Source organism: Streptomyces sp. NPDC049541 (genome assembly GCF_044465725.1).
In the GTDB taxonomy this organism is placed as follows: Bacteria; Actinomycetota; Actinomycetes; order Streptomycetales; family Streptomycetaceae; genus Streptomyces.
Genome location: NZ_JBITLY010000002.1, coordinates 1,006,809 through 1,028,102 on the forward strand (window position 1 = coordinate 1,006,809; position 21,294 = coordinate 1,028,102).

Annotated in this window: 25 protein-coding genes; 17 read left to right on the forward strand and 8 right to left on the reverse strand. The window is 71.7% G+C overall.

Annotated elements, in window-relative coordinates; all coding sequences use genetic code 11:
• The first annotated feature begins 41 nt into the window (after nt 1-41).
• The 3 genes from ssuE to ACIBW9_RS11715 are packed head-to-tail and all read left to right on the forward strand — an operon-like array spanning nt 42 to nt 2,966.
• The gene (gene ssuE, locus ACIBW9_RS11705; RefSeq protein WP_398953715.1) at nt 42-596 is read left to right on the forward strand and encodes an NADPH-dependent FMN reductase; all 555 of its coding nucleotides are present in this window, start codon (nt 42-44) and stop codon (nt 594-596) included.
• Nucleotides 597-601: 5 nt separating this feature from the next.
• On the forward strand, nt 602-1,786 hold the full coding sequence (locus ACIBW9_RS11710; RefSeq protein WP_398953717.1) for an SfnB family sulfur acquisition oxidoreductase: 1,185 nt from the start codon (nt 602-604) through the stop codon (nt 1,784-1,786).
• Between the two features lie 34 nt (nt 1,787-1,820).
• Nucleotides 1,821-2,966, forward strand: coding sequence for an LLM class flavin-dependent oxidoreductase (locus ACIBW9_RS11715; protein WP_398953719.1), 1,146 nt, complete (start codon nt 1,821-1,823; stop codon nt 2,964-2,966).
• Between the two features lie 7 nt (nt 2,967-2,973).
• Here ACIBW9_RS11715 and ACIBW9_RS11720 read toward each other — a convergent pair whose 3' ends face one another.
• A complete protein-coding gene (locus ACIBW9_RS11720; RefSeq protein WP_398953721.1) occupies nt 2,974-4,023 on the reverse strand; it encodes an acyl-CoA dehydrogenase family protein in 1,050 nt (349 codons plus the stop codon).
• 98 nt (nt 4,024-4,121) lie between these two features.
• Here ACIBW9_RS11720 and ACIBW9_RS11725 point away from each other — a divergent pair, with 98 nt between their 5' ends.
• The 7 genes from ACIBW9_RS11725 (at nt 4,122) to ACIBW9_RS11755 (ending at nt 9,255) form a co-directional block, all read left to right on the forward strand.
• A complete protein-coding gene (locus ACIBW9_RS11725) occupies nt 4,122-4,478 on the forward strand; it encodes a YciI family protein (RefSeq protein WP_398953723.1) in 357 nt (118 codons plus the stop codon).
• Nucleotides 4,478-5,674, forward strand: coding sequence for an RNA polymerase sigma factor (locus tag ACIBW9_RS11730; RefSeq protein ID WP_398953725.1), 1,197 nt, complete (start codon nt 4,478-4,480; stop codon nt 5,672-5,674). The genes ACIBW9_RS11725 and ACIBW9_RS11730 overlap by 1 nt, the downstream gene beginning before the upstream one ends.
• A gap of 140 nt (nt 5,675-5,814) precedes the next feature.
• Nucleotides 5,815-7,137, forward strand: a complete 1,323-nt coding sequence (locus ACIBW9_RS11735; RefSeq protein ID WP_398953727.1) for an aldehyde dehydrogenase family protein — start codon at nt 5,815-5,817, stop codon at nt 7,135-7,137.
• A 98-nt stretch (nt 7,138-7,235) separates the two neighbouring features.
• Complete coding sequence (locus ACIBW9_RS11740; protein WP_398953729.1) at nt 7,236-7,613, forward strand: ArsR/SmtB family transcription factor; 378 nt, start codon at nt 7,236-7,238, stop codon at nt 7,611-7,613.
• Nucleotides 7,594-7,824 carry an SRPBCC domain-containing protein gene (locus ACIBW9_RS11745; RefSeq protein WP_398953732.1) on the forward strand — a complete coding sequence of 77 codons (231 nt, stop codon included), beginning with the start codon at nt 7,594-7,596 and terminating at the stop codon, nt 7,822-7,824. Before ACIBW9_RS11740 ends, ACIBW9_RS11745 begins: the two co-directional genes overlap by 20 nt.
• Nucleotides 7,821-8,258 carry a hypothetical protein gene (locus tag ACIBW9_RS11750; protein WP_398953734.1) on the forward strand — a complete coding sequence of 146 codons (438 nt, stop codon included), beginning with the start codon at nt 7,821-7,823 and terminating at the stop codon, nt 8,256-8,258. Before ACIBW9_RS11745 ends, ACIBW9_RS11750 begins: the two co-directional genes overlap by 4 nt.
• 91 nt (nt 8,259-8,349) lie before the next feature.
• The gene (locus tag ACIBW9_RS11755) at nt 8,350-9,255 is read left to right on the forward strand and encodes an aldo/keto reductase (RefSeq protein WP_398953736.1); all 906 of its coding nucleotides are present in this window, start codon (nt 8,350-8,352) and stop codon (nt 9,253-9,255) included.
• 49 nt (nt 9,256-9,304) lie between these two features.
• On the opposite strand, the gene ACIBW9_RS11760 is transcribed toward ACIBW9_RS11755, so the two are convergent.
• Entirely contained in the window at nt 9,305-9,763 is a 459-nt protein-coding gene (locus ACIBW9_RS11760; RefSeq protein ID WP_398953738.1) for a pyridoxamine 5'-phosphate oxidase family protein, read from the reverse strand.
• A 48-nt stretch (nt 9,764-9,811) separates the two neighbouring features.
• A complete protein-coding gene (locus tag ACIBW9_RS11765; RefSeq protein WP_398953740.1) occupies nt 9,812-10,909 on the reverse strand; it encodes a sodium-dependent transporter in 1,098 nt (365 codons plus the stop codon).
• A gap of 290 nt (nt 10,910-11,199) precedes the next feature.
• On the opposite strand from ACIBW9_RS11765, the gene ACIBW9_RS11770 reads away from it, so the two are divergent.
• Nucleotides 11,200-11,592: a VOC family protein gene (locus ACIBW9_RS11770; protein ID WP_398953742.1), complete on the forward strand. Its 393-nt coding sequence runs from the start codon at nt 11,200-11,202 to the stop codon at nt 11,590-11,592.
• A gap of 51 nt (nt 11,593-11,643) precedes the next feature.
• The gene (locus ACIBW9_RS11775; protein ID WP_398953744.1) at nt 11,644-12,714 is read left to right on the forward strand and encodes an adenosine deaminase; all 1,071 of its coding nucleotides are present in this window, start codon (nt 11,644-11,646) and stop codon (nt 12,712-12,714) included.
• Here the strand turns inward: ACIBW9_RS11775 and ACIBW9_RS11780 are convergent.
• Nucleotides 12,696-13,211: a DUF664 domain-containing protein gene (locus ACIBW9_RS11780; protein WP_398953746.1), complete on the reverse strand. Its 516-nt coding sequence runs from the start codon at nt 13,209-13,211 to the stop codon at nt 12,696-12,698. The two genes, ACIBW9_RS11775 and ACIBW9_RS11780, sit on opposite strands and share 19 nt — an antisense overlap.
• A 17-nt stretch (nt 13,212-13,228) precedes the next feature.
• Nucleotides 13,229-14,122, reverse strand: a complete 894-nt coding sequence (locus ACIBW9_RS11785) for a LysR substrate-binding domain-containing protein (protein ID WP_398953748.1) — start codon at nt 14,120-14,122, stop codon at nt 13,229-13,231.
• Nucleotides 14,123-14,260: 138 nt separating this feature from the next.
• Here ACIBW9_RS11785 and mgrA point away from each other — a divergent pair, with 138 nt between their 5' ends.
• Nucleotides 14,261-15,253, forward strand: a complete 993-nt coding sequence (mgrA, locus tag ACIBW9_RS11790; RefSeq protein WP_398953750.1) for an L-glyceraldehyde 3-phosphate reductase — start codon at nt 14,261-14,263, stop codon at nt 15,251-15,253.
• A gap of 132 nt (nt 15,254-15,385) precedes the next feature.
• Here mgrA and ACIBW9_RS11795 read toward each other — a convergent pair whose 3' ends face one another.
• Together ACIBW9_RS11795 and ACIBW9_RS11800 are read right to left on the reverse strand one after the other, a co-directional pair.
• Nucleotides 15,386-15,673, reverse strand: a complete 288-nt coding sequence (locus ACIBW9_RS11795; protein ID WP_398953752.1) for a DUF1905 domain-containing protein — start codon at nt 15,671-15,673, stop codon at nt 15,386-15,388.
• 70 nt (nt 15,674-15,743) lie between these two features.
• Nucleotides 15,744-16,127, reverse strand: coding sequence for a nuclear transport factor 2 family protein (locus ACIBW9_RS11800; RefSeq protein ID WP_398953754.1), 384 nt, complete (start codon nt 16,125-16,127; stop codon nt 15,744-15,746).
• 323 nt (nt 16,128-16,450) lie between these two features.
• On the opposite strand from ACIBW9_RS11800, the gene ACIBW9_RS11805 reads away from it, so the two are divergent.
• From ACIBW9_RS11805 to ACIBW9_RS11820, 4 genes are read left to right on the forward strand one after another with little or no spacing between them, the layout of a single operon-like run.
• A complete protein-coding gene (locus ACIBW9_RS11805) occupies nt 16,451-16,861 on the forward strand; it encodes a hypothetical protein (protein WP_398953756.1) in 411 nt (136 codons plus the stop codon).
• A gap of 59 nt (nt 16,862-16,920) precedes the next feature.
• Nucleotides 16,921-19,260 (forward strand): FHA domain-containing protein, encoded by a 2,340-nt coding sequence (locus ACIBW9_RS11810; protein ID WP_398953758.1) that lies wholly within the window; start codon nt 16,921-16,923, stop codon nt 19,258-19,260.
• Nucleotides 19,260-19,805, forward strand: coding sequence for a hypothetical protein (locus ACIBW9_RS11815; RefSeq protein ID WP_398953760.1), 546 nt, complete (start codon nt 19,260-19,262; stop codon nt 19,803-19,805). Before ACIBW9_RS11810 ends, ACIBW9_RS11815 begins: the two co-directional genes overlap by 1 nt.
• The gene (locus tag ACIBW9_RS11820; RefSeq protein ID WP_398953762.1) at nt 19,795-20,790 is read left to right on the forward strand and encodes a serine/threonine-protein kinase; all 996 of its coding nucleotides are present in this window, start codon (nt 19,795-19,797) and stop codon (nt 20,788-20,790) included. Before ACIBW9_RS11815 ends, ACIBW9_RS11820 begins: the two co-directional genes overlap by 11 nt.
• A 36-nt stretch (nt 20,791-20,826) precedes the next feature.
• On the opposite strand, the gene ACIBW9_RS11825 is transcribed toward ACIBW9_RS11820, so the two are convergent.
• Nucleotides 20,827-21,243 carry a nuclear transport factor 2 family protein gene (locus ACIBW9_RS11825; RefSeq protein ID WP_398953764.1) on the reverse strand — a complete coding sequence of 139 codons (417 nt, stop codon included), beginning with the start codon at nt 21,241-21,243 and terminating at the stop codon, nt 20,827-20,829.
• Nucleotides 21,244-21,294: the final 51 nt, after the last annotated feature.

Genomic DNA, 21,294 nt, shown 5'->3' on the forward strand with positions numbered 1-21,294 from the left:
GCCTTCCCAGCGCATCCCGGCGCATCCCCGAAAGAGGACCCATGGCCACCGTCCTGTCCGTCTCCGGCAGCCCCTCCGCCTCCTCCCGCACCAACCGCCTGCTGCGTCACCTGGACAAGAGGCTGATCGCACAGGGCCACGAGGTGATCCCGCTCGACGTGCGCACCATCCCCGCCGAGGCCCTGCTCGGCGCGGACTTCACGCACCCCGCCATCGTCGCGGCCACCGAACTGTTCACGCGGGCCGACGGCGTCGTCGTCGGCACCCCCGTCTACAAGGCCTCCTACTCCGGGGTCCTCAAGGCGCTCCTCGACCTGCTCCCGCAGTACGCGCTGACCGGCAAGACCGTGCTGCCGCTGGCCACCGGCGGCTCGACCGCCCACGTCCTGGCCATCGACTACGCGCTGCGCCCGGTCCTGTCCTCCATGGGCGCCGGCCACATCGTCCAGGGCTGGTTCACCCTCGACAAGGACATCACCGTGCACGAGGACGGCCGCCTCACCGTGGCACCGGGCGCCGGCGAGGCCCTCGCCCAGGTCGTCGACCAGTTCTCCACGGCCCTGGGCCGCACCCCGCTCCTGGCCGCGGCGAGCTGAGCGCCGTGCACGCCCATGTCATCGCCGACGACGCGGAGGCTCTCGCCGTCGCCGCCGCCCTGGCCGAGGAGTTCCGCGCCGGCGCCTCCGCCAGGGACGCCGAACGGCGGCTCCCGCGCGAGGAACTGGACCGGCTGTCCGCCTCCGGGCTGCTCGCGGTCACCGTCCCCGCCGAGCACGGCGGCGCGGACGTCACCGCACTGACCCTCGCCGAGGTCTTCCGCCTGCTCGCCTCGGCCGACGGGAGCCTCGCCCAGATCCCGCAGAGCCACTTCGTCTACGTCAATGTGATCCGCCGCCAGGGCACCGAGGAGCAGCGAAAGTTCTTCTTCGCCGAGCTGCTCGCGGGCCGCCGCTTCGGCAACGCCCAGTCCGAGGCGGGCACCAAGCACATCCAGGACATCCGCACCCGCCTCGAACCGCAGCCGGACGGCTCCTACCTCCTCACCGGCGTCAAGCACTACTCCACCGGGGCCCTCTTCGCCGACTGGATCCCGGTGCTGGCCCGCGCCGAGGGCGACAACCTGCATGTCGCGTACGTGCCTCGGCAGGCCCCCGGCCTGACGGTCATCGACGACTGGGACGGCATGGGGCAGCGCACGACCGCCAGCGGAACCGTGCGCCTGGACGGCGTCGAGGTGCCCGCCGACCGGGTGTTCCCGCACCATCTCACCTTCCAGGGACCGCAACTGCACGGCGCCGTGGCCCAGTTGCTGCACGCGGCCATCGACGCGGGGATCGCGGCGGGAGCCCTCACCGAAGCCGCCGACTTCGTGCGCAACAAGAGCCGCCCCTGGTTCGAGAGCGGTGTCGACACGGCCGCCGAGGACCCGCTGCTCATCCAGCGGTTCGGCGAACTCGCCCTCCGGGTACGGGCGTCCGACGCCCTCCTGCGCGAGGCCGCCCGCGCGGTCGACGCGGCACGCACCGACCTCACCGACCACACCGCGGCCGAGGCGTCCATCGCGGTCGCCGCGGCCAAGGTGCAGGCCGCGCAGTCCGCGGTCGAGGTGGCGAGCGCCCTGTTCGAGGTGTCCGGCACCCGGGCGGCGCTCAACTCCCTGAATCTGCACCGGCATTGGCGCGACGCCCGGACCCACACCCTGCACGACCCGACCCGCTGGAAGATCCAGCACATCGGCCGGTACGTCCTGAACGGCACCCGGCCGCCCCGCCACGGCCTCCTCTAGCGACACCAGCGACACCTCTGATCGGAGACCCCACGTGTCCCTCACCTTCCACTGGTTCCTGCCCACCAACGGCGACAGCCGGCACGTCGTCGGCGGTGGCCACGGCACCCCCGCCACCGCCTCCGGCCGGGACCGGCCGCCGACGGTGGCCTATCTGAGCCAGATCGCCAAGGCCGCGGAGGACCTGGGCTTCGTCGGCGCGCTCACCCCCACGGGCGCCTGGTGCGAGGACGCGTGGCTGACCACCGCCATGGTCAGCCAGCACACCGAACGACTGAAGTTCCTGGTCGCCTTCCGCCCCGGTTTCGTCTCACCGACGCTGGCCGCGCAGATGGCGTCCACCTTCCAGCGGCAGAGCGGCGGGCGGCTGCTCCTCAACGTCGTCACCGGCGGCGAGAGCCACGAGCAGCGCGCCTACGGGGACTTCCTGGACAAGGACGACCGCTACCGCCGTACCGGCGAATTCCTGGACGTCGTCCGGGGACTGTGGGAGGGCAAGACCGTCGACCTGCACGGCGAGCACCTCCAGGTCGCGGACGCCAAGCTGGCCCGGGTGCCCGACCCGGTCCCCGAGGTGTATTTCGGCGGGTCCTCGCCCATCGCGGGAGAGATCGCCGCCAAGTACGTCGACACGTACCTCACCTGGGGCGAGCCGCCCGCCCAGGTCGCCGAGAAGATCGCCTGGATCCGGGGGCTCGCCGCAAAGGAGGGCCGCACCCTGCGCTTCGGCATCCGGCTGCACGTCATCACCCGCGACACCGCCGAGCAGGCGTGGGCGGAGGCGAACCGGCTCCTCGACGGCTTCGACCCGCAGACCGTGCAGTCCGTCCAGGCGGGCCTCGCCCGCAGCGAGTCCGAGGGCCAGCAGCGGATGCTCGCCCTGCACGGCGGCGGCAACCGCAACGGTCTGGAGATCCACCCCAACCTGTGGGCCGGCATCGGCCTGGTTCGGGGCGGCGCGGGCACCGCCCTGGTCGGCAGCCACGACGAGGTCGCCGAGCGGATCAAGGAGTACGCGGCCCTGGGGATCGAGGAGTTCGTGCTCTCCGGCTACCCGCACCTGGAGGAGGCGTACTGGTTCGGCGAGGGCGTGCTGCCGCGCCTGGCCACGCAGGGCCTTTGGCAGCATCCCTTCGACAAGGAGGCAGCGCCGTCGGCGCAGGTGCCGTTCGCCGGTTAGAGCGGCTCTACCCGGCCGTCGCCAATGCGGCGAGGTGCGCTTCCCGCACCACGGACGTCTGCCCCTGCACCAGCAGGAACATCCCCTCGCGGGCCAGCCGCTGGGCGGGATGGCGTACGTCCATGGTGCGGCCGCCCCCGGCCACGACCGCCGCGGTCGTGGCCGCACGCATGAGGTCGTAGGAGCGCGTCCTGAGCGCCAGCCGTTCCGCGACGTGCTCGTGCGGGACGGGGTGATCGGCCAGTTCGTACGCCTGCCGCCGCACATCGTCGAGGCGTGCGCGAAGCCCCCGGGCGGTCTCCGTCTCGCCGGCGTCCTCCAGTAGGCGCAGCGCGGCGTACGCCACCCCGAAGACCGCCGGGGAGGCGTTCGTGCTCCGCGGCAGGTCGACCAGGGCGAACTTCTCCCGCGGGGTGCGCAGCACCACGTTCTCGCCGGGCAGCCACAGGCCCTCCAGCTCCAGCGAGACCGTACGGGCCGCGGTGAGCGCCGCCAACCGCATCGGCTGCGAGGCGCGCAGGCCCGGCTGTGTGCGGGCGTCGGCGAACGCGAACACGATCTCCGCCGAGTCGGTCACCCCCGCGAGCAGCATCACATCGTTCAAGCCCCAGCCGGTGTACCAGGGAACGGTGCCGTCGAACCGCCAGCCGTCCCGCTCCGCCGTGGCCCGCACGGGCACCCGGGGGAAGGCACGCACATGGGCGTAGGCGATCCCGGCCAGCAGCTCACCGGACGCCAGCGGAGCCAACAGCCTCTCCCGCACCGGGAGTTCGGACTTCGCCAGCAGGCGCACCGGCGTGTGGTGCTGGGTCTGCACGAACCACGTCGAGCAGCATGCCCCGGCCAGGATCTCCTGGACCTCCCGCGCCACCGGGTCGGGGGCGCCCGCACCGCCGTACTCGCGGGGCGCGCTCATGCCCAGCAGCCCCGACCGCCGGACGGCCTCGAGATGACTCGCGGGCACCCCCTCCTGGTCGACGCGCCCCGCGTTCGGGGCGAGGAGATCGTCGGCGAGGGTGCGGGCGGTGGAGACGAGGGGGTGCGGTGCGGCGGTCATGCGGACGATTCTCCCGATGTCGTCGTTCGGGGTGTCGATCCGGGGGTGTTCCGTTCGTGTAGGAGGTGAGAGAACGACACGATGCCAAGGAGGACGTCATGCAGTACTACCTGCTCAGCGTGATCACACCGACGGACGGGACGCCGCCCGGACCCGAGGCGATGGCGGAGATCGTCCGCAACCTCGACACCTTCCACGCGGAACTGCGGGAGGCCGGCGCCTGGGTCTTCGCCGGCGGGCTGCACGGCCCCGAGACGGCCACCGTGCTGAGGCCGCGCGACGGTGACGTCCTGATCACCGACGGGCCGTACGCCGAGGGCAAGGAGTACCTGGGAGGCATCTGCCTGATCAAGGCCCCCGACCTGGACGCGGCCCTGGAATGGGGCAGGAAGGCGACCCGGGCGACCACCCTGCCCATCGAGGTGCGGCCCTTCATGCACCAGGCCGAGGAGTGATGTCCGCTCCCGTCGACGTCGAGGCCGTCTTCCGCGCGGAGTACGGCCGCGCCGTCGCCGTCCTCGTCCGCTTCCTCGGCGACATCGACCTCGCCGAGGAAGCGGTGCAGGACGCCTTCACGACGGCCGTGCAGCGCTGGCCGGAGACCGGCGTGCCACCGAGCCCGGCCGGCTGGATCATCACCACCGCACGCAACCGCGCGATCGACCGGCTGCGTCGCGAGTCCTCCCGCGAGGCCCGCCATGCCGAGGCGGCTCTGCTGCACACCCCCGACGCACCGGCCGAGGAGGGCCCCGTGCGCGACGACCGGCTCCGTCTGATCTTCACCTGCTGCCACCCGGCGCTCGCCCCCCAGGCGCAGGTCGCCCTGACCCTGCGCCTGCTCGGCGGCCTCACCACGCCGCAGATCGCGCGGGCCTTCCTGGTGCCGGAGCCGACGATGGCGCAGCGCCTCGTGCGTGCCAAGGCGAAGATCCGCGACGCCCGCATCCCCTATCGCGTGCCCCGCGACGCCGACCTGCCGGACCGCCTGAAGGGCGTCCTGGCCGTGGTCTACCTGATCTTCAATGAGGGCTATGGCGGCAGCCCCGAACTGTGCGCGGAAGCTGTACGCCTCGGCCGCCTCCTGTCCGAGCTGATGCCGGACGAGCCCGAGGTCACCGGCCTGCTCGCGCTGATGCTCCTCGTCGACTCCCGCCGCCCGGCCCGGCTGGACGAGGACGGCGCGCTGGTACCGCTGCCGGAGCAGGACCGCGGCCGCTGGGACCGGGAGCTGATCGCCGAGGGGCAGTCACTGGTCCGCCGCTGCCTGCGCCGCAACCAGCCCGGTCCGTACCAGATCCAGGCCGCCATCCAGGCCGTCCACAGCGACGCCCCCACCGCCGACGCCACCGACTGGGATCAGATCCGCCGGCTGTACGACCAGCTGCTGGCGCTCGCGCCGAGCCCCGTCGTGGCTCTGAACCGGGCGGTCGCCGTCGCCGAGACCGAGGGACCCCGCGCGGCCCTGGAAGCCGTCGAAGCGCTGCATCTCGACGGCTACCACGTCTTCCATGCCGTCCGCGCCGACCTGCTGCGCAGGCTGGGGCGCGACACCGAGGCGGCAGGGGCGTACGAGGCGGCCATCGCGCACGCGGAGAGCCAGGCGGAACGCGCCTACCTGGAACGGCGTCGGCAGGAACTCGGCGGCGCATGACGGGATTGACCGCGCGTGACGGGCCCGCGGCGGGTGTGACGGGTTCGCTGCGGAAAGTAGTCCTCGGCAGCGGGATTTATTTTGGTGTATGAAAGGTTGCCATATACACCTGACCCCGACCGTCCCAGCAGCGAGGCATCGTGAACCACTCCACCCCCGAGCAGCCCGCCGACGTCGTGGCCCGGCTGCGCGCCACCTTCCGCACCGGCCGCACCAAGCCCGTCGAGTGGCGCACCGCCCAGCTGCGCCGGCTGCGGGAGATGCTCACCGAGAACGGCCCCGACCTGGCCGCCGCCCTCCACGCCGACCTCGGCAAGAGCGCCACCGAGGCCCACCGCACCGAGATCGACTTCACGATCCGCGAGATCGACCACACCCTCGACCACCTCGCCGACTGGCTGCGCCCCGAAGCCGCCCCGGTCCCGGCCCACCTCGGCGCGGACGCGAGCGCCTGGACGCAGTACGACCCGCTCGGTGTCGTCCTCGTCATCGCCCCCTGGAACTACCCGGCCCAACTCCTGCTCGCCCCGCTGGTCGGCGCGCTCGCCGCGGGCAACGCCGTGGTCGCCAAACCGAGCGAACTGGCCCCCGCCACCTCCGCCGCGCTCGCCCGCCTGCTGCCCGCCTACCTCGACACCGACGCGGTCGCCGTCGTCGAGGGCGGCATCCCGGAGACCACGGCCCTGCTGGCCGAGCGCTTCGACCACATCTTCTACACCGGCAACGGCGCCGTCGGCCGGATCGTGATGCGCGCCGCCGCCGAGCACCTCGCCCCGGTCACCCTCGAACTCGGCGGCAAGTCCCCGGCGTTCGTCGACCGTGACACCGATCTCGACGTCGTCGCCGACCGGCTGGCCCGCGGCAAGTTCCTCAACGCCGGGCAGACCTGTGTCGCCCCCGACTACGTCCTCACCGACCCGGCCACCGCAGCCGCCCTGGAGCCCGCTTTCACCCGCGCCGTCGAGGCGCTGTACGGCAGCGACCCGTCCGCCTCCGCCGAGTACGGCCGGATCGTCAACGAGCGGCACTTCGACCGGCTCTCCGGCCTGCTCGACTCGGGCCGCGTCGTCGTCGGCGGCAGCAGCGACCGTACGACGAAGTACATCGCACCCACCGTCCTCGCCGACGTCGACCCCAAGTCGCCCGTCATGCAGGAAGAGATCTTCGGCCCGATCCTGCCGATCGTCACCGTGCCGGACCTGGATGCGGCGATCGACTTCATCAACGACCGCGACAAGCCCCTCGCCCTCTATGTCTTCTCCGAGTCCGAGGAGACTCGCGGCCGGATCGCCGCCGAGACGTCCTCCGGCGGTCTCGGCCACGGCCTGCCGCTGGCCCATCTCACCGTCTCCGACCTGCCGTTCGGTGGTGTGGGGGAGAGCGGCATGGGCAGCTACCACGGCCGCTACTCCATCGAGACGTTCAGCCACCGCAAGGCGGTGCTGCACAAGCCGCTGAGCTGAATGTGGCGAGCCGCCCGGCCGCGCGACGCGGCCGGGCGTTTTTTGGCGGCATAATATCGATCGCTGCTTATATAAGTTCTGGCTGATATAGTGTCCGCATGCACGCCTTCGATGTGCTCGGGGACCCGGTGCGCCGGCGGATCCTGGAGCTGCTGGCCGGTGGGGAGATGACCTCGGGAGCGCTCTGCGAGGTCATCGGGGAGGAGTTCGGGATCTCGCAGCCCGGAGTGTCACAGCATCTGAAGGTGCTGCGGGAGAACGGTTTCGCGACCGTCCGCCCCGAAGGAACCCGGCGGCTGTACGCGGTCAATGCCGAGCCCTTGCAGGACATAGACGCCTGGCTCGACCGCTTCCGCCGCTTCTGGACCCCGCATCTGGACGCCCTAGCCACCGAGCTGGCGCGCGGCAAGCGCGAACGCCGACTCCGGGATGCCGACGAAACCCCGAGGAGCACCCATGACCGACGTGACCCATGACATCAGCGACGTGCGCCGGCAGGTCGGCCGTCGCGCCTTCAAGGCGGGCGAGGCGCGCGTGGTGACCGTGACCCGCGCCTACGACGCCTCGCTCGACGATGTGTGGGACGCCTGTACGAACCCCGAGCGCATCCCTCGCTGGCTCCTGCCCGTGACGGGAGAGCTGCGGCTGGGAGGCCGCTATCAGCTCGAGGCAATGCGGGCGGTGTGATCGAGCGCTGCGACCCGCCCAAGAGCTTCTCCGCGACCTGGGAGTACGGCGGCGAGGTCAGCTGGATCGAGCTCCACCTGACGTCCGAGGAGGGCGGCACACGCTTCCAGCTGGAGCACATCGCCCATGTCGACGACACGAAATGGGCGGAGTTCGGCCCGGGCGCGGTCGGCGTCGGGTGGGACCTGATGGTCCGGGGGCTCTCCCTGCACCTCGGGAGCGGTGGCGCGGCCGTCGACCCGAAGAAGTTCATGGCCTGGACGGTCTCGGACGAGGGCCGTCGCTTCATGACGTCCAGCAGTGAAGCCTGGTACGCGGCGAACGTCGCCGGCGGCGAGGACGAGAAAACGGCACGTGAGGCCGCGGACCGGACCACGGCGGCCTACACGGGAGCGGGCGAGGGCGGCGACCCGGGCGAAGGGGGCGCGAGCTGACCGCCTCTCCTGTCGACCGTTGCCCTCGACTTCGTACAGGTATCCGCAAAGTCCCCGCGTCGGGGCGCCGCGCCTGTGCGAAACTCCCCCGATGACCTCCCAAACGATCACCGCGGACGCTGCGGGAACGTGGAAACTCGGCGACCTGACCGTCAACCGCATCGGCTTCGGAGCGATGCGGCTGACGGGCAGCGCCGCCTTCCACCACGGGACACCGAGCGACCGCGGGCGCTCGATCGCCGTACTGCACCAGGCGATCGAGCTCGGCGTGAACCACATCGACACCGCGGCCTTCTACTTCTCCCAGCTGCGGTCCGCCAACGAGATCATCAACAGCGCGTTCGCGCCGTACCCGGACGACCTCGTCATCACCACGAAGGTCGGTCCCTACCGCAACTACTGCGGGGAATGGGGCAGTCCGGCCCGCCCCGACCAGCTGCGCGGTCATGTGGAGGAGAACCTGCGTCAGCTCGGCCGCGACCACCTTGACGTCGTCAACTTCCGCCGCACCGAGCAGGAGTCGATCGCCGAGCACTTCGGCGCGCTGGCCGACCTGCGCGAGGCGGGACTCATCCGGCACCTGGGCATATCCGGCGTGGAGCCCCGGCACCTTGCGGAGGCGCAGGCCATCGCGCCGGTGGTGTGCGTGCAGAACCGGTACGGGCTCGAACGCCACGACCCCGCCACCGACGAGGTCCTGCGGCTCTGCGGCGAACAGGGCATCGCCTTCGTGCCGTTCTTCGCCGTCGCCGGGTCGGGCGGGGAGAGGGGCGCGAGCACCGCTTACGACGAGGAGGTGCTCGCCGTCGCCCGCGCCCACGACGCGAGCCCGAGCCAGATCCGCATCGCCTGGACGCTGCACCAGGGATCGCACGTCCTGGCCATCCCCGGCACCGGCAACCCCGACCACCTGGCCGAGAACGTGGCAGCAGGAGCGCTCCGCCTCAGCGCCGACGAGCTGGAGCGGCTCAACGCCCTGCACGGCAAGGCCGACTGAGGCCGAGGGGGCCCCTCGGCGGGGCCCCTCAGCCGCCGTGCCGAGCGTCTCAGACCGCCCACACACCGTCCCGCATCACATGCCGCCCGGGCAGCTCAGGCTGTCCTCGCCAGGCCTGCACATCACGCGGCCGTACCCGGAAGAAGGCGTACGACGCGCTGTCCTTGCGCGGATCCCACCGCGTCTTCGCCACGAACACCTCGGCCGTCGCGGCCGGCACGTCCTGCCCGGTGAACGTCTCCACGTCCCCGTCCACGAGCACCACGTCCTGCGTGTCGCCGAACGCCAGCCGGGTGCGGCCACCGTCGCGCAGATTGCGGCCCGTGGGGTTGGTGACCCGGGTGGACATCCAGACCGACTCCCCGTCCCAGGCGAACCACAGCGCCACCAGACACGGCAGCCCGCCTGTGCCGGCGGTGGCGACCCAGATGTCCGACTCCCGCGCCAGTCGGGCCAGTACGTCCTGCTTGCGCTGCTCGGCGCTGCGGGGCGGCTCGGTGATCTTCATTCCCGGGACGCTACCGGCGCGGCCCGGATCGCACCTCGGGCCGCGGTCCTAAGTCCCTGGGCCTCCTCCTCTCCTGGGGCCGAACCCGCGCACCACCCGCCCCGCCGCCACCTTCTGCAGCAGCCCGTACGCCAGCACGGGGAGCAGGATGTGCGGACGGTCGGGCAGCGTCGTGGTGATGAGCACGGCACTGGCGCTGCTGTTGTTCATCCCGCAGGCCAGCGTCACGGACGCGCTGGCTCTTGCATCCAGCCGCAGGGCGTGGGCGGCGACCCGCCCCAGCGCGAAGGACAGCCCGCACACCGTCGCCGCGACGGCCAGCGCACCGGCCAGCAGAGCCGGGCGCGGATGACGCAGGAACGGCCCCAGCACGCCGCTGGCGTTCACATACGTCAGCAGCAGGGAGGCCGGGAGGGCCACGGCGACGGCGGCGCCCACGAGCCCCTCCGACGCGCGCCGGGGCAACAGCAACCGGCACAGCAGGCCCGCGCCGCAGGGCAGCACGACCGAGGTCAGCGCGAAGGCGTGCCCGGCGGTCTGCGCCGCGTCGGCCAGCCGGCCCGCGTACTCGCCGCGCAGCAGCGGGCGCAGCACCGCCAGGGTCAAAGGCACCGTCAGCGGGCTGACCAGCGTGGAGGCGAGGACCAGTCCGACGGCCGTCGGCTGGTCGCCGTCCCCCTTGGCGGTCCACACCGTCGCCCCGGCCGCCACCGGCATCGCGACGATCAGGATCATGGCGGCGACCATGCCGCTGCCGCCGTCCTGGTCCGGGGAGTGCCGCAGCACGAAGGCGACCCCGGGGACGATCAACAACGGCGCCACCACGTGCAGCACGAGCCCGGCGACCAGCGCGGCCGGGCTCCTCAGCAGCAGCCGCAACTCACCCAGCGGCACCTGGAGGCCGGCGCTGAACAGCACAAGCGCGAGGAGTGACTGCGGTGTGCTCAGGGAGAGTTCAGCGGGACCGGGGATGCCGATCGGATGCGGGCGCCGCAGCCACAGTCCGGGAGCGGGCAGCAGCGCCGCGGCCGCGTAGGTCAGGACGATCGCCGCGCCGAGATGGCGCCGGAGCAGGGCGAACGTGCGAGGTGGCCGGGGCGGTCGCGGCTGGTGGTCGGCGGTGGTCTTCGCGGGTCGAAGGCTCATGGCGGCGCTCTTCCGTCGTGGGGCGGGGGCGGAGAAGGAGCGCCGGTATCGCGAAGCGGCCTACCGGGGTGCTCGCGTGCGGGTGTGCGCGGGGCCCTGTGGTCATGGCGGGCTGCCCCTTTCGTGTGATCGGTACGGGCGCGACAGCATGCCGCGACCAATCGACTACAGCTATGTAGACGGTCTACTGAACTGTAGACGACCGCAGTGACAGAGGCCGACTGGCGCACTTTCGGGTTTTACGTATAACCTCACCCGTCAACCACCCTCCGACCTCGCGAAAGGCCCCGATGAGACGTATCGCCCTGGTCACCCTCGTCGTCGACGACTATGACGAGGCGATCCGCTTCTACACCGAGGCCCTCGGCTTCCGGCTCGTCGGGGACACGCCCCGGCCCGACGGCTCCCGCTGGGTCGTCGTCCAGCCCGGCGCCGAGGCCGTGGGCACCGCGCTGCTGCTGGCCCGTGCCAAGGACGAGGCGCAGCGCGCCCGGCTGGGGGACCAGACCGGCGGGCGCGTCGGCTTCTTCCTGCACACCGACGACTTCGCGCGCGACCACGCCCGCATGCTCGCCGCCGGCGTGACCTTCCTGGAGGAGCCGCGCCACGAGCCCTACGGCTCGGTCGCCGTCTTCCAGGACCTGTACGGCAACCGCTGGGACCTGCTCCAGCCCGCCGACTGACGACCCCTTCGCCCCACCGCTTCGAACCACCGCTCAAGGAAAGCCCTCGCCATGACTGCAACGCGCGTAGACGCCGAAGTGATCCGCCGCCTGCCCAAGGCCGTCCTGCACGACCACCTGGACGGCGGCCTGCGCCCCGCCACCTTGGTGGAACTCGCGGAGTCGATCGGCCACACCCTGCCCACCACCGACCCCGACGAACTGGCCGCCTGGTACGTGGAGGCCGCCAACTCCGGTGACCTGGTGCGCTACATCGCCACCTTCGAGCACACGCTCGCCGTCATGCAGAGCCGTGAGGGCCTGCTGCGCGTCGCCGAGGAGTACGTCCTCGACCTGGCCGCGGACGGGGTCGTCTACGGCGAGGTGCGCTACGCCCCCGAGCTGAACACCAACGGCGGGCTGACCATGGCCGAGGTCGTCGAGACCGTCCAGGAGGGCCTCGCCGCCGGTATGGCCAAGGCGGCGGCCGCGGGCACCCCGGTCCGCGTGGGCACCCTGCTGTGCGGCATGCGGATGTTCGACCGGGTCCGGGAAGCCGCCGACCTCGCGGTGGCCTTCCGCGACGCCGGGGTCGTGGGCTTCGACATCGCCGGTGCCGAGGACGGCTTCCCGGCCGCCGACCACCTGGATGCCTTCGAGCATCTGCGCCGCGAGAGCGTGCCCTTCACCATCCATGCCGGCGAGGCGTTCGGTCTGCCCAGCATCCACCAGGCGCTGCAGGTGTGCGGCGCCCAGCGCCTCGGCCACGGCGTGCGCCTGACCGAGGACATCGTGGACGGCAAGCTGGGCCGGCTGGCGGGCTGGGTCCGCGATCGCCGGATCGCCCTGGAGATGTGCCCGACCTCCAATCTGCAGACCGGGTGCGCCACCTCCATCGCCGAGCACCCCATCACCGCCCTGAAGGACCTCGGCTTCCGCGTCACGCTCAACACCGACAACCGTCTGGTGTCGGGCACCACCATGACCCGTGAGATGTCCCTGCTCGTGGAGCAGGCGGGCTGGACGGTCGAGGACCTGCGCACGGTCACGGTCAACGCGCTCAAGAGCGCGTTCATCCCGTTCGACGAGCGCAAGGCCCTCATCGAGGACGTCGTCCTGCCGGGCTACGACGCCGCGCTCTGAAGCAGCCCTCGTACATAGGCCGCCTGTCCGACGTGCTGAAGATCGTCGGACAGGACGCTGACCAGCCGCACGCCCAGGGTGACCGGCGGATCCCAGTTCTCGTCGACGATCCGCTCGAGATCCTTGGCGGCCAGTTCCCGCAGCACGCCGAGGGACTGCTCGTGCACGGCGTCGTAATAGCCGGTCAGCAGCTCGCCGGAGTCGACCCGCACCTTGGCCACCTTGGCGGAACTGTGCCCGTAGCCGGTGTCGCGGCGCGGGAGGTCGAGGCCGAAGCGCTTCTCCCAGTCCTGCGCGAGCCACACCTGGTCGAGCCCGAAGGCGTCGGCCACATGGTCGTCCTGGACCCGGGTGAGGTGCCAGACCAGCCAGGCGATGGAGTTGCCCGCCTCCAAGGGGCGGGCGCTGAGGTCGTCGGGGCCGAGGCCCTCGACGGCTGCGTGGACTTCTTCCTGGATGCGGTTGAACCCGTCGATGAGGATGTCCTTGGCATGCATGCATCCACCATCGCGCATTACGGCCCGTCGTGCGTGCCCTGCTCCAGAAGCGCCATCAGCGCCCGGGCCGCGGGACTGGTCGCCTGCGGCGGCGGGAGCAGCGCCACCGTCTCGTAGACCGCCTCGCCGGTGCCCTTCACCGGCAGGGCGGTGAGCGCCTCCCGCTTGTGCCGGAAGTGCCGCGGTACGACCGCGATGCCGAGGTTCTCGTCGACCAGGTCCAGCAGGCTGTGCACGTCGTTCACCTCCAGCGCCACCGTGCGCCGGACGCCCGCCGCCGCGAAGGCCGTGTCGGTGGTGCGGCGCGGCCCCCAGTCCGGGTGGAAGTCCACGAACACCTCCCCGCCGAGCTCCTCCGGCATGACCGCGGCGCCGCCCGTCGCCAGACGGTGGGTGGGATGGCACAGCACCGTCATCGGCTCGCCGGTCAGCGACACCGAGCGCAGCTGGTCGGTGTCCGCCTGCGTCCGGTAGGCGAACGCCAGGTCCAGGCGCCCGGCCGCGACCTCCTCCGCCAGCGCGCCCGAGCCGGCCTGCCGCAGCCGAATCTCCACATCCGGATGCCGCCGCCGGAACGCAGCGAGCAGCCCTGCCACATCCACCCCCGCGATGCACTGCTCGGTGCCCAGCGCGAGTGTGCCGCGCAGCACGCCCTGCACGGCGGCGACCGCCTCGTGCGCGGACCGCACCTGCGCCAGGATCCGCTCCGCCTCGCCGAGCAGCGCCCGCCCCGCCTCCGTGAGCGTGACCCTGCGGGTGGTCCGTACGAACAGCGGGGTCTGCAACTCCCGCTCAAGCGCCCGGATCGAGGCCGACAGTCCCGACTGGGACACCATCAGCCGTTCTGCCGCCCGGGTGAAATGCTGGTCCTCGGCGACCGCGACAAAGTGCTGGAGATGGCGCAGTTCCATAATTGAGAAGCCTATCCGCTCAATCCCATCGCATTCTCCTGTTGGACCACTGCTCGCAGGTCGCGAAAGATATGGGGTGCCGGCCTCCCTCAACATCCGGGAACCGGGAAACCGTGTGCCAACCCCTCTGGAGTCGCGTTGTACACCGCACACCCCGACCGTTACGCGGACCTGCCCTACCGGCGCACCGGACGCAGCGGCCTGAAGCTCCCCGCGATCTCGCTCGGCCTGTGGCACAACTTCGGTCCCGACCGTCCGGTCGAGACCCAGCGGGCCATCCTGCGCCGCGCCTTCGACCTCGGCGTCACGCACTTCGACCTGGCCAACAACTACGGCCCGCCGCCCGGTGCGGCCGAGTCCGCGCTCGGTGAGTTCCTGAAGGCGGACTTCGCGGCGTACCGCGACGAACTGGTCATCTCCACCAAGGCCGGCTACCTGATGTGGCCCGGCCCGTACGGCGAGTGGGGCTCGCGCAAGTACCTGCTGTCCTCGCTGGACCAGAGCCTGGCGCGGATGGGCCTGGACTACGTCGACATCTTCTACTCGCACCGCCCCGACCCGGAGACTCCCCTGGAGGAGACGATGGGCGCCCTGCACTCGGCGGTCCAGCAGGGCAAGGCGCTGTACGTCGGCCTCTCCAACTACTCGGCGGAGCAGACCCGCGAGGCCGCGCGCATCCTCGGTGAGCTGGGCACTCCGCTGCTGATCCACCAGCCGCGCTACTCGATGCTGGACCGCCGGCCCGAGGAGGAGGGCCTGCTGGACGCCCTCGACGAGCTCCAGGTCGGCTCCATCGTCTTCTCCCCGCTGGAGCAGGGCCTGCTCTCCTCCCGCTACCTCGACGGCATCCCCGAGGACTCGCGGGCGGCGAGCGACAGCCCCTTCCTCAACTCGGACGCGGTCACCGCGGACCTGGTCGACACGTTGCGCGCCCTCGACGAGATCGCCAAGGGCCGTGGTCAGACCCTCGCACAGCTGGCCCTGGCCTGGGTGCTGCGCGGCGGCCGGGTGACCTCCGCGCTGGTCGGTGCGAGCAGCGCGCAGCAGATCGAGGACAGCGTCGCGGCCACCGGCAACTTGGACTTCGACGCCGAGGAACTGGCCCGCATCGACGCGGTCATCAAGCCGTAGGACCTTCGCCGTCCTCCCGGAGGCGGGCCGCCGCCTCCGGGAGGACGGTCCGCTGCCGCATGACGCGGCCCACGTGCTGTCCGCCGCGGCTCGGGCAGCGTGCCGGCGGCTCGCCCCCGCGTCGGGATGCCGTCAGGAGCTGAGCCGCTCCTCCAGGTGCACGGTCACCCGGTCACCCTCGCCCTTCCCGATGGCCTTGCGGAGGTCGGCCTTCACCGGCAGTTTGTGCGTGCCGTCGCCCAAGGCCATGAACGAGCTGCGGAAGGGGTGTCCGTCGATCGTGCCGCGGACCTTGACGAGCCCGCCGGTGCCGAAGAACTCGACACTCCTCGGCCAGACGAGACAGGTCCAGCCGCCGTCGCCGGGACTCTTGCGCAGGACGGCGGTGAACCTCTCGTCCAGCTCGGTGGTCGTGGTCATGACCGCTCCTCCGCTCGTGGTGGTCACCCACCGAAGAGACCGCCGCGAGCGCGGAAACTCATCGCGGGGCTCACGCCCCGGCGGGGACCCGGTCCAGGAAGCCGAACACCGAGCGGATACGGCCGTCCGCGTCCAGCGTGATCACGTCGGACCCGGCCACCGGCGCCGAGCCGTCGGCCTCGCTCACCAGCTCCCAGGAGAAACGCGCCGTGTCGTGGTGGCCGTCCACGGCGCCCGTCAGCCGGAAGGCGAAACCCGGGAACTGCCCGTGCGCCGCGGTGATCAGGGCCGCGATCTCCTCGTGGCCGCTGACGGCGGCGAGCGGGTCGGTGTAGGTGCCGTCCATCGCCCAGGCGGCGGCGACCGCCTTCGCCAGCGCCTCCGGTTCGCCCGCGTTCCAGGCCTCGAAGTAGCGGGCGACGGCGTTCTCGTGACGTTCGGTGTTCGCGGACATGGGAAATCAGCCTCCATCGAGGTCGTAACTGCTGGTCAGGACCCGGATTCGCGGTTGCGGCGACCCGGTGCGACCACCATGCCCGTCCCATGCGGGACCGTCGATTACCCCTCGGGTAATGGAGCACTCGCAGGGTTTCAGCCAACTACCCCTGTGAATATGCCAGGAGACTGGCCGGAAAGTCGTGGTGACAGTGGTTCAGTAGTGAACATACTCGACAGTCAAGGGACTTCACGGCGAGCGAAGACGCCATCACGCACAGCACATGAGCCGCACCGAAAGCGAGGCCGGCCGACAGGCGAGCGAGCAGCGGGGGAGCGAACGTGCACGACGAGTTCTTATGCCATGTCACGGCTTACGGGACCTGCGCAGGCCAGCGTATCGGTGTGCCTTTAGGCACCTACCGGGCTCCCACGCTCGCCCTCGCCCTGTGGTGGCTGCGCGACCGGGCCAACTGGATCGCCGACCGTCTCGATCCCCAACCGGAGGCGGAGCACTTCCCGCCGAGCTCGCTCGTCCCCGTCGCCGACACCGTCCCCGACGTACCGGCCGTACTGCGCTCATGGTGCGCCAACATCGCCCAACAGGAGCTGGTCGCCGACGAGTTGGCCGCGGGGCACCTGGTGCGGATCGCGACCAGTGACGAGACCACCGAGTACGAGTTGCTGGCCGAGTCCGTCGACGCCCTGCGGATGCAGCGGACCATTCCGGCGCTCTTCCTGCCCGTCGGCTGAGCGCCTGCGGCACCCGTCACGCCGGGCGGACATATGGACGAATCGGTAGAATTCTCATCATGGCAGAGCGGCCGATGGCGCCGACTGCGCCCGAACTCGTCCTGGAGACCGAGGCGGGCTCCACGGTGATGAGCCCGGGCCGCGACTACCACGTCGGACGCGACCCGCTCAGCGACATCGTGATCGACGACGCACGGGTCTCGTGGCACCACGCGGTGCTGCGCCCCGAGGACGGCCACTGGACCATCGAGGACGAGAACAGCACCAACGGCACCTTCGCCGACGGCCGCCGCATCCACGAGCGGGGCGTGGGACCCGGCAGCGTCATCCGCTTCGGCAACCCCTCCGACGGCCCGTGCGCCGTCCTCGTCAGCCCCTCGACGCTGGTTCCGGAGCGTCCCTCCGCGGTGTCGATGCCCGGCCTGACCAGCACCTTCCGCCGGCCCACCACCGTACGGCCGCTGCCCACCCGCACCGTCCGCATCGGCCGCGCCGCCGACAACGACCTGGTCGTCGACGACCTCGTGATCTCCCGGCACCACGCCGAACTGCGTGCCCTGCCCGACGGCAGCTACGAGATCGCCGACCTCGGCAGCCACAACGGCACCTTCCTCAACGGCTCGCCCGTCACCGCCGCCCCGATCGGCCCCGGCGACATCGTCGGCATCGGCCACTCCGCGTTCTGCCTCGTCGGCGACCAGCTGCAGGAGTACGTCGACACCGGCGAGATCTCCCTCGACGTGCAGGACCTCACCGTCGCCGTCGACCAGGGCCGCAAGATCCTGCTCGACCATGTGTCGTTCCCGGTGGGGGAGAAGTGCCTGCTCGCGGTCGTCGGCCCGAGCGGCGCCGGCAAGTCCACGCTGCTCAACGCGCTCACCGGGCAGCGGCCCGCCGACCACGGCACCGTGCTCTACGACGGCCGCGACCTCTACCGCGACTACGCCGAGCTGCGCCAGCGCATCGGACTGGTCCCGCAGGACGACATCCTGCACGCTCAGCTGACCGTCCGCAGCGCCCTGTCCTACGCCGCCGAACTACGCTTCCCGCAGGACACCGCGAAGGCCGAGCGCCGGGCCCGGGTCGACGAGGTCATCCGCGAACTGGGCCTCGAACAGCGCGCCGACCAGCCGGTGCACAGCCTCTCGGGCGGGCAGCGCAAGCGGGTCAGCGTGGCCCTGGAACTGCTGACCAAGCCGTCACTGCTCTTCCTCGACGAGCCGACCTCCGGCCTCGACCCCGGCATGGACCGCTCGGTGATGCACATGCTGCGCGGCCTCGCCGACGACGGCCGCACCGTCATCGTCGTCACGCACAGCGTGCTCAGCCTCGACGTGTGCGACCGGCTCCTGGTGCTCGCCCCCGGCGGCAGGATCGCCTACTACGGCCAGCCCGAGGACGCCCTCGCCTTCTTCGGCTTCGAGCAGTGGCCGGAGGCCTTCGAGGCCTTCGAGCACGACGACCGCGACTGGGCCGGCGACTACCGCCTCTCGCCCTTCCACCGGCACTACATCACCGAAGCCACCGCCCAGCCCCCTGTGCCACGCTCGGGCCCGGTCGTGATCACGCCGCCCGCCCGGCCGCGCAGCCGGGGCGCCCAGCTCGGCACGCTGGTGCGCCGCTACACCGCCGCGCTCGGCGCCGACCGCACCTTCCTCGCCATCATGATCGCCCTGCCGTTCGTGATGGGCGCCATGGCCCGCGCCCTGGCCGGCAGCAAGCTCACCCAGGCGACCGCGATGAACGCGCTGCTCATCCTGTGCGTCGGCGGAGTCCTCACCGGCGCGGCCAACGCGGTGCGCGAACTCGTCAAGGAACGCACCATCTACCGGCGCGAGCGGGCCGTGGGCCTGTCCAGATCGGCGTACCTGATGTCGAAGGTCGTCGTGCTGGGCACCATCACGGTGCTGCAGGCCGTGGTGCTCACCCTCGTGGCCCTCCTGGGCGTCGACCTCAACGCGCCCGGCGGCGAAGGCGTGTTGATGCCGCCCCTTGTCGAAATCACCGTCGCCGTCGCCCTGCTGGCGTTCACGGCGATGACGCTCGGCCTGCTGGTGTCGGCGCTGGTGCGCAAGGAGGAGGTGACGATGCCGCTGCTGGTGCTGCTCGCCATCGTCCAGGTCGTCTTCTGCGGCGCGCTCCTGAAGCTCCACGGAGTGCCGGGCCTCGAGCAGCTGTCCTGGCTGGTGCCCTCCCGGTGGGCGCTCGGCGCGATGGCGGGCACCGTGGGCCTCGCGCGGATCGTGCCCGGCGACCTGACCGGCGATCCGCTGTTCAAGCACTCGGCCGGGGTGTGGCTGCTGAACATCGCCATGCTGGTGGTGCTCTCCGCGGTCTTCTGCTTCGCCGTCTCCCGGCTGCTGCGCCGCCATGAACCCGCCGTGATGCGGAAGTCGTGATGGCGACCCCCGGCTTCCGGCCCACCCACGTCGTCCCCCAGCACGGCATGCCCGCCTGGGAGGATCCCGACCCGGCCCGCCCCACCGTGCCCCTCGACCCGCTGCTGCCGGTCCAGCTCGTCGAGCGGCGCGGCGACTGGGGGCATGTGCTGTGCGCCAACGGCTGGTCCGCCTGGGTCGACGGCCGCTGCCTGGTCGCCGTACCCCAGGACCCTCCCGCCACCGGCGGCCCCCAGGACCGGACCGCCGACCCGCGCCCCCTGCTCGCCCGCACCGAACAGACCCTGGCCCGCTACCGCGGCGCGGTCGAGGAACTGGCCCGCGGCGGCCTCGACGGCGAGTCCTTCCGCGGCCGTACGCAGGGACTGCGCATCGGGATCGTCGTCGACGGCGAGTCCGTGTGGCTGTACGACACGGAGCAGGGACGGTGGGTGTACGGCGACGGGAAGCGCCTGAGCACGTACGCCACCGACGACGGGCCCCGGGCCGCACCTGCCGGGCCCGGCCACGCCCCCACGCAGGTCGTGACCCCCGATGGCCCGTGACACGAGCCTGTTCTCGGGCCGGCCGTCCGAGCTGATCGGCCGGCAGGTCGCCGGCTACCGCATCGAGCGCGAGATCGGCCGCGGCGGCATGGCCGTCGTCTACCGCGCCCGCGACCTGCGCCTGGACCGCACGGTCGCCCTCAAGCTGCTCGCCCCCGAACTCGCCCGCAACGACACCTTCCGGCTGCGCTTCACCCACGAGTCCCGGGCGGCCGCCGCGATCGACCACCCGCACATCGTGCCGGTCTACGAGGCCGGCGAGACGGACGGCGTCCTGTACATCGCCATGCGCTACGTCGAAGGGAGCGACCTGCGCCATCTCCTCGACCGGCGGGGCCCGCTCGCGCCCGTGCCCGCGCTGCGGATCGCCGCGCAGGTCGCCTCCGCGCTGGATGCCGCGCACGACTACGGGCTGGTGCACCGGGACGTGAAACCCGGGAACATCCTGGTCGCCCGCGGCACCGACAGCGACCACCCCGAGCACGCCTACCTCACCGACTTCGGCCTGACCAAGAAGTCGCTGTCCCTGACCGGCTTCACGACCGTCGGCCAGTTCGTCGGCACCCTCGACTACGTGGCCCCGGAGCAGATCTCCGGCCGGCCCGTCGACGGGCGCTGCGACGTCTACGGGTTCGCCTGTGTCGTGTTCGAGTGCCTGGCGGGCCGGCCGCCCTTCCGGCGCGAGGACGACATGGCCCTGCTGTGGGCCCACCAGTACGACCAGCCGCCGCCGCTGACGGAGTTCCGCCCCGACCTCGCCCCGGCCTTGGACACCGTCTTCGCCAAGGCCCTGGCCAAGAGCCCGGATGACCGCCACGACTCCTGCCTCGCGTTCGTCGCCGCCCTGCGCGGTGCCGTGACCGGCGCCGCCCCGGGCGCCGACCACCCGCCGACGGAGGTGGACCTGCGGGTCGTACGCGCGGAGCAGGACCGCCCCGAGCCCCCACCGCGCTGGGCCGAGCCGGTCTTCCGGAACCGGAGCTAGCCCCAGAACAGCCCCGCGCCCGTTCGGGGCGCGTCGTCAGGCCTCCTGGCCGAGCCCGCCCAGCGGCACACGGCGTGCCACGACCTTGCGCCGGCTGATGCGCCAGCCCGCGTCCACGCGCACCACGACGTCCTCGTACGTCACGGACCCGCACGAGCCGTCCGTCATGATCCCCAGCCCCTTGGAGCGGGCACGGACCCGGCCGTCGGCCACCTCCTCGATCACCACATTGGTCACGTGATGTGCCACCGGGTTCTTCACGCCCAGTGCCAGAGCGGCCTCCTTGACGGCGGTGAGGCCCGTGACCTCGCCCTGGCCGAAGTCCGACAGGTCGTAGACGACGTCCGAGGTGAACACCTCGTCACAGCGGTCGTGTTCCCCGCCGTCGACCAGATGGCCGTGCAGGGCGATCAACTCGGTGACGGCCAGACGGTCTTCGAGAGCCAACGCCATGGCGTTCCCTTCCCCTCGGCACCTCGACTGACCGGACACTGCCACGGACGG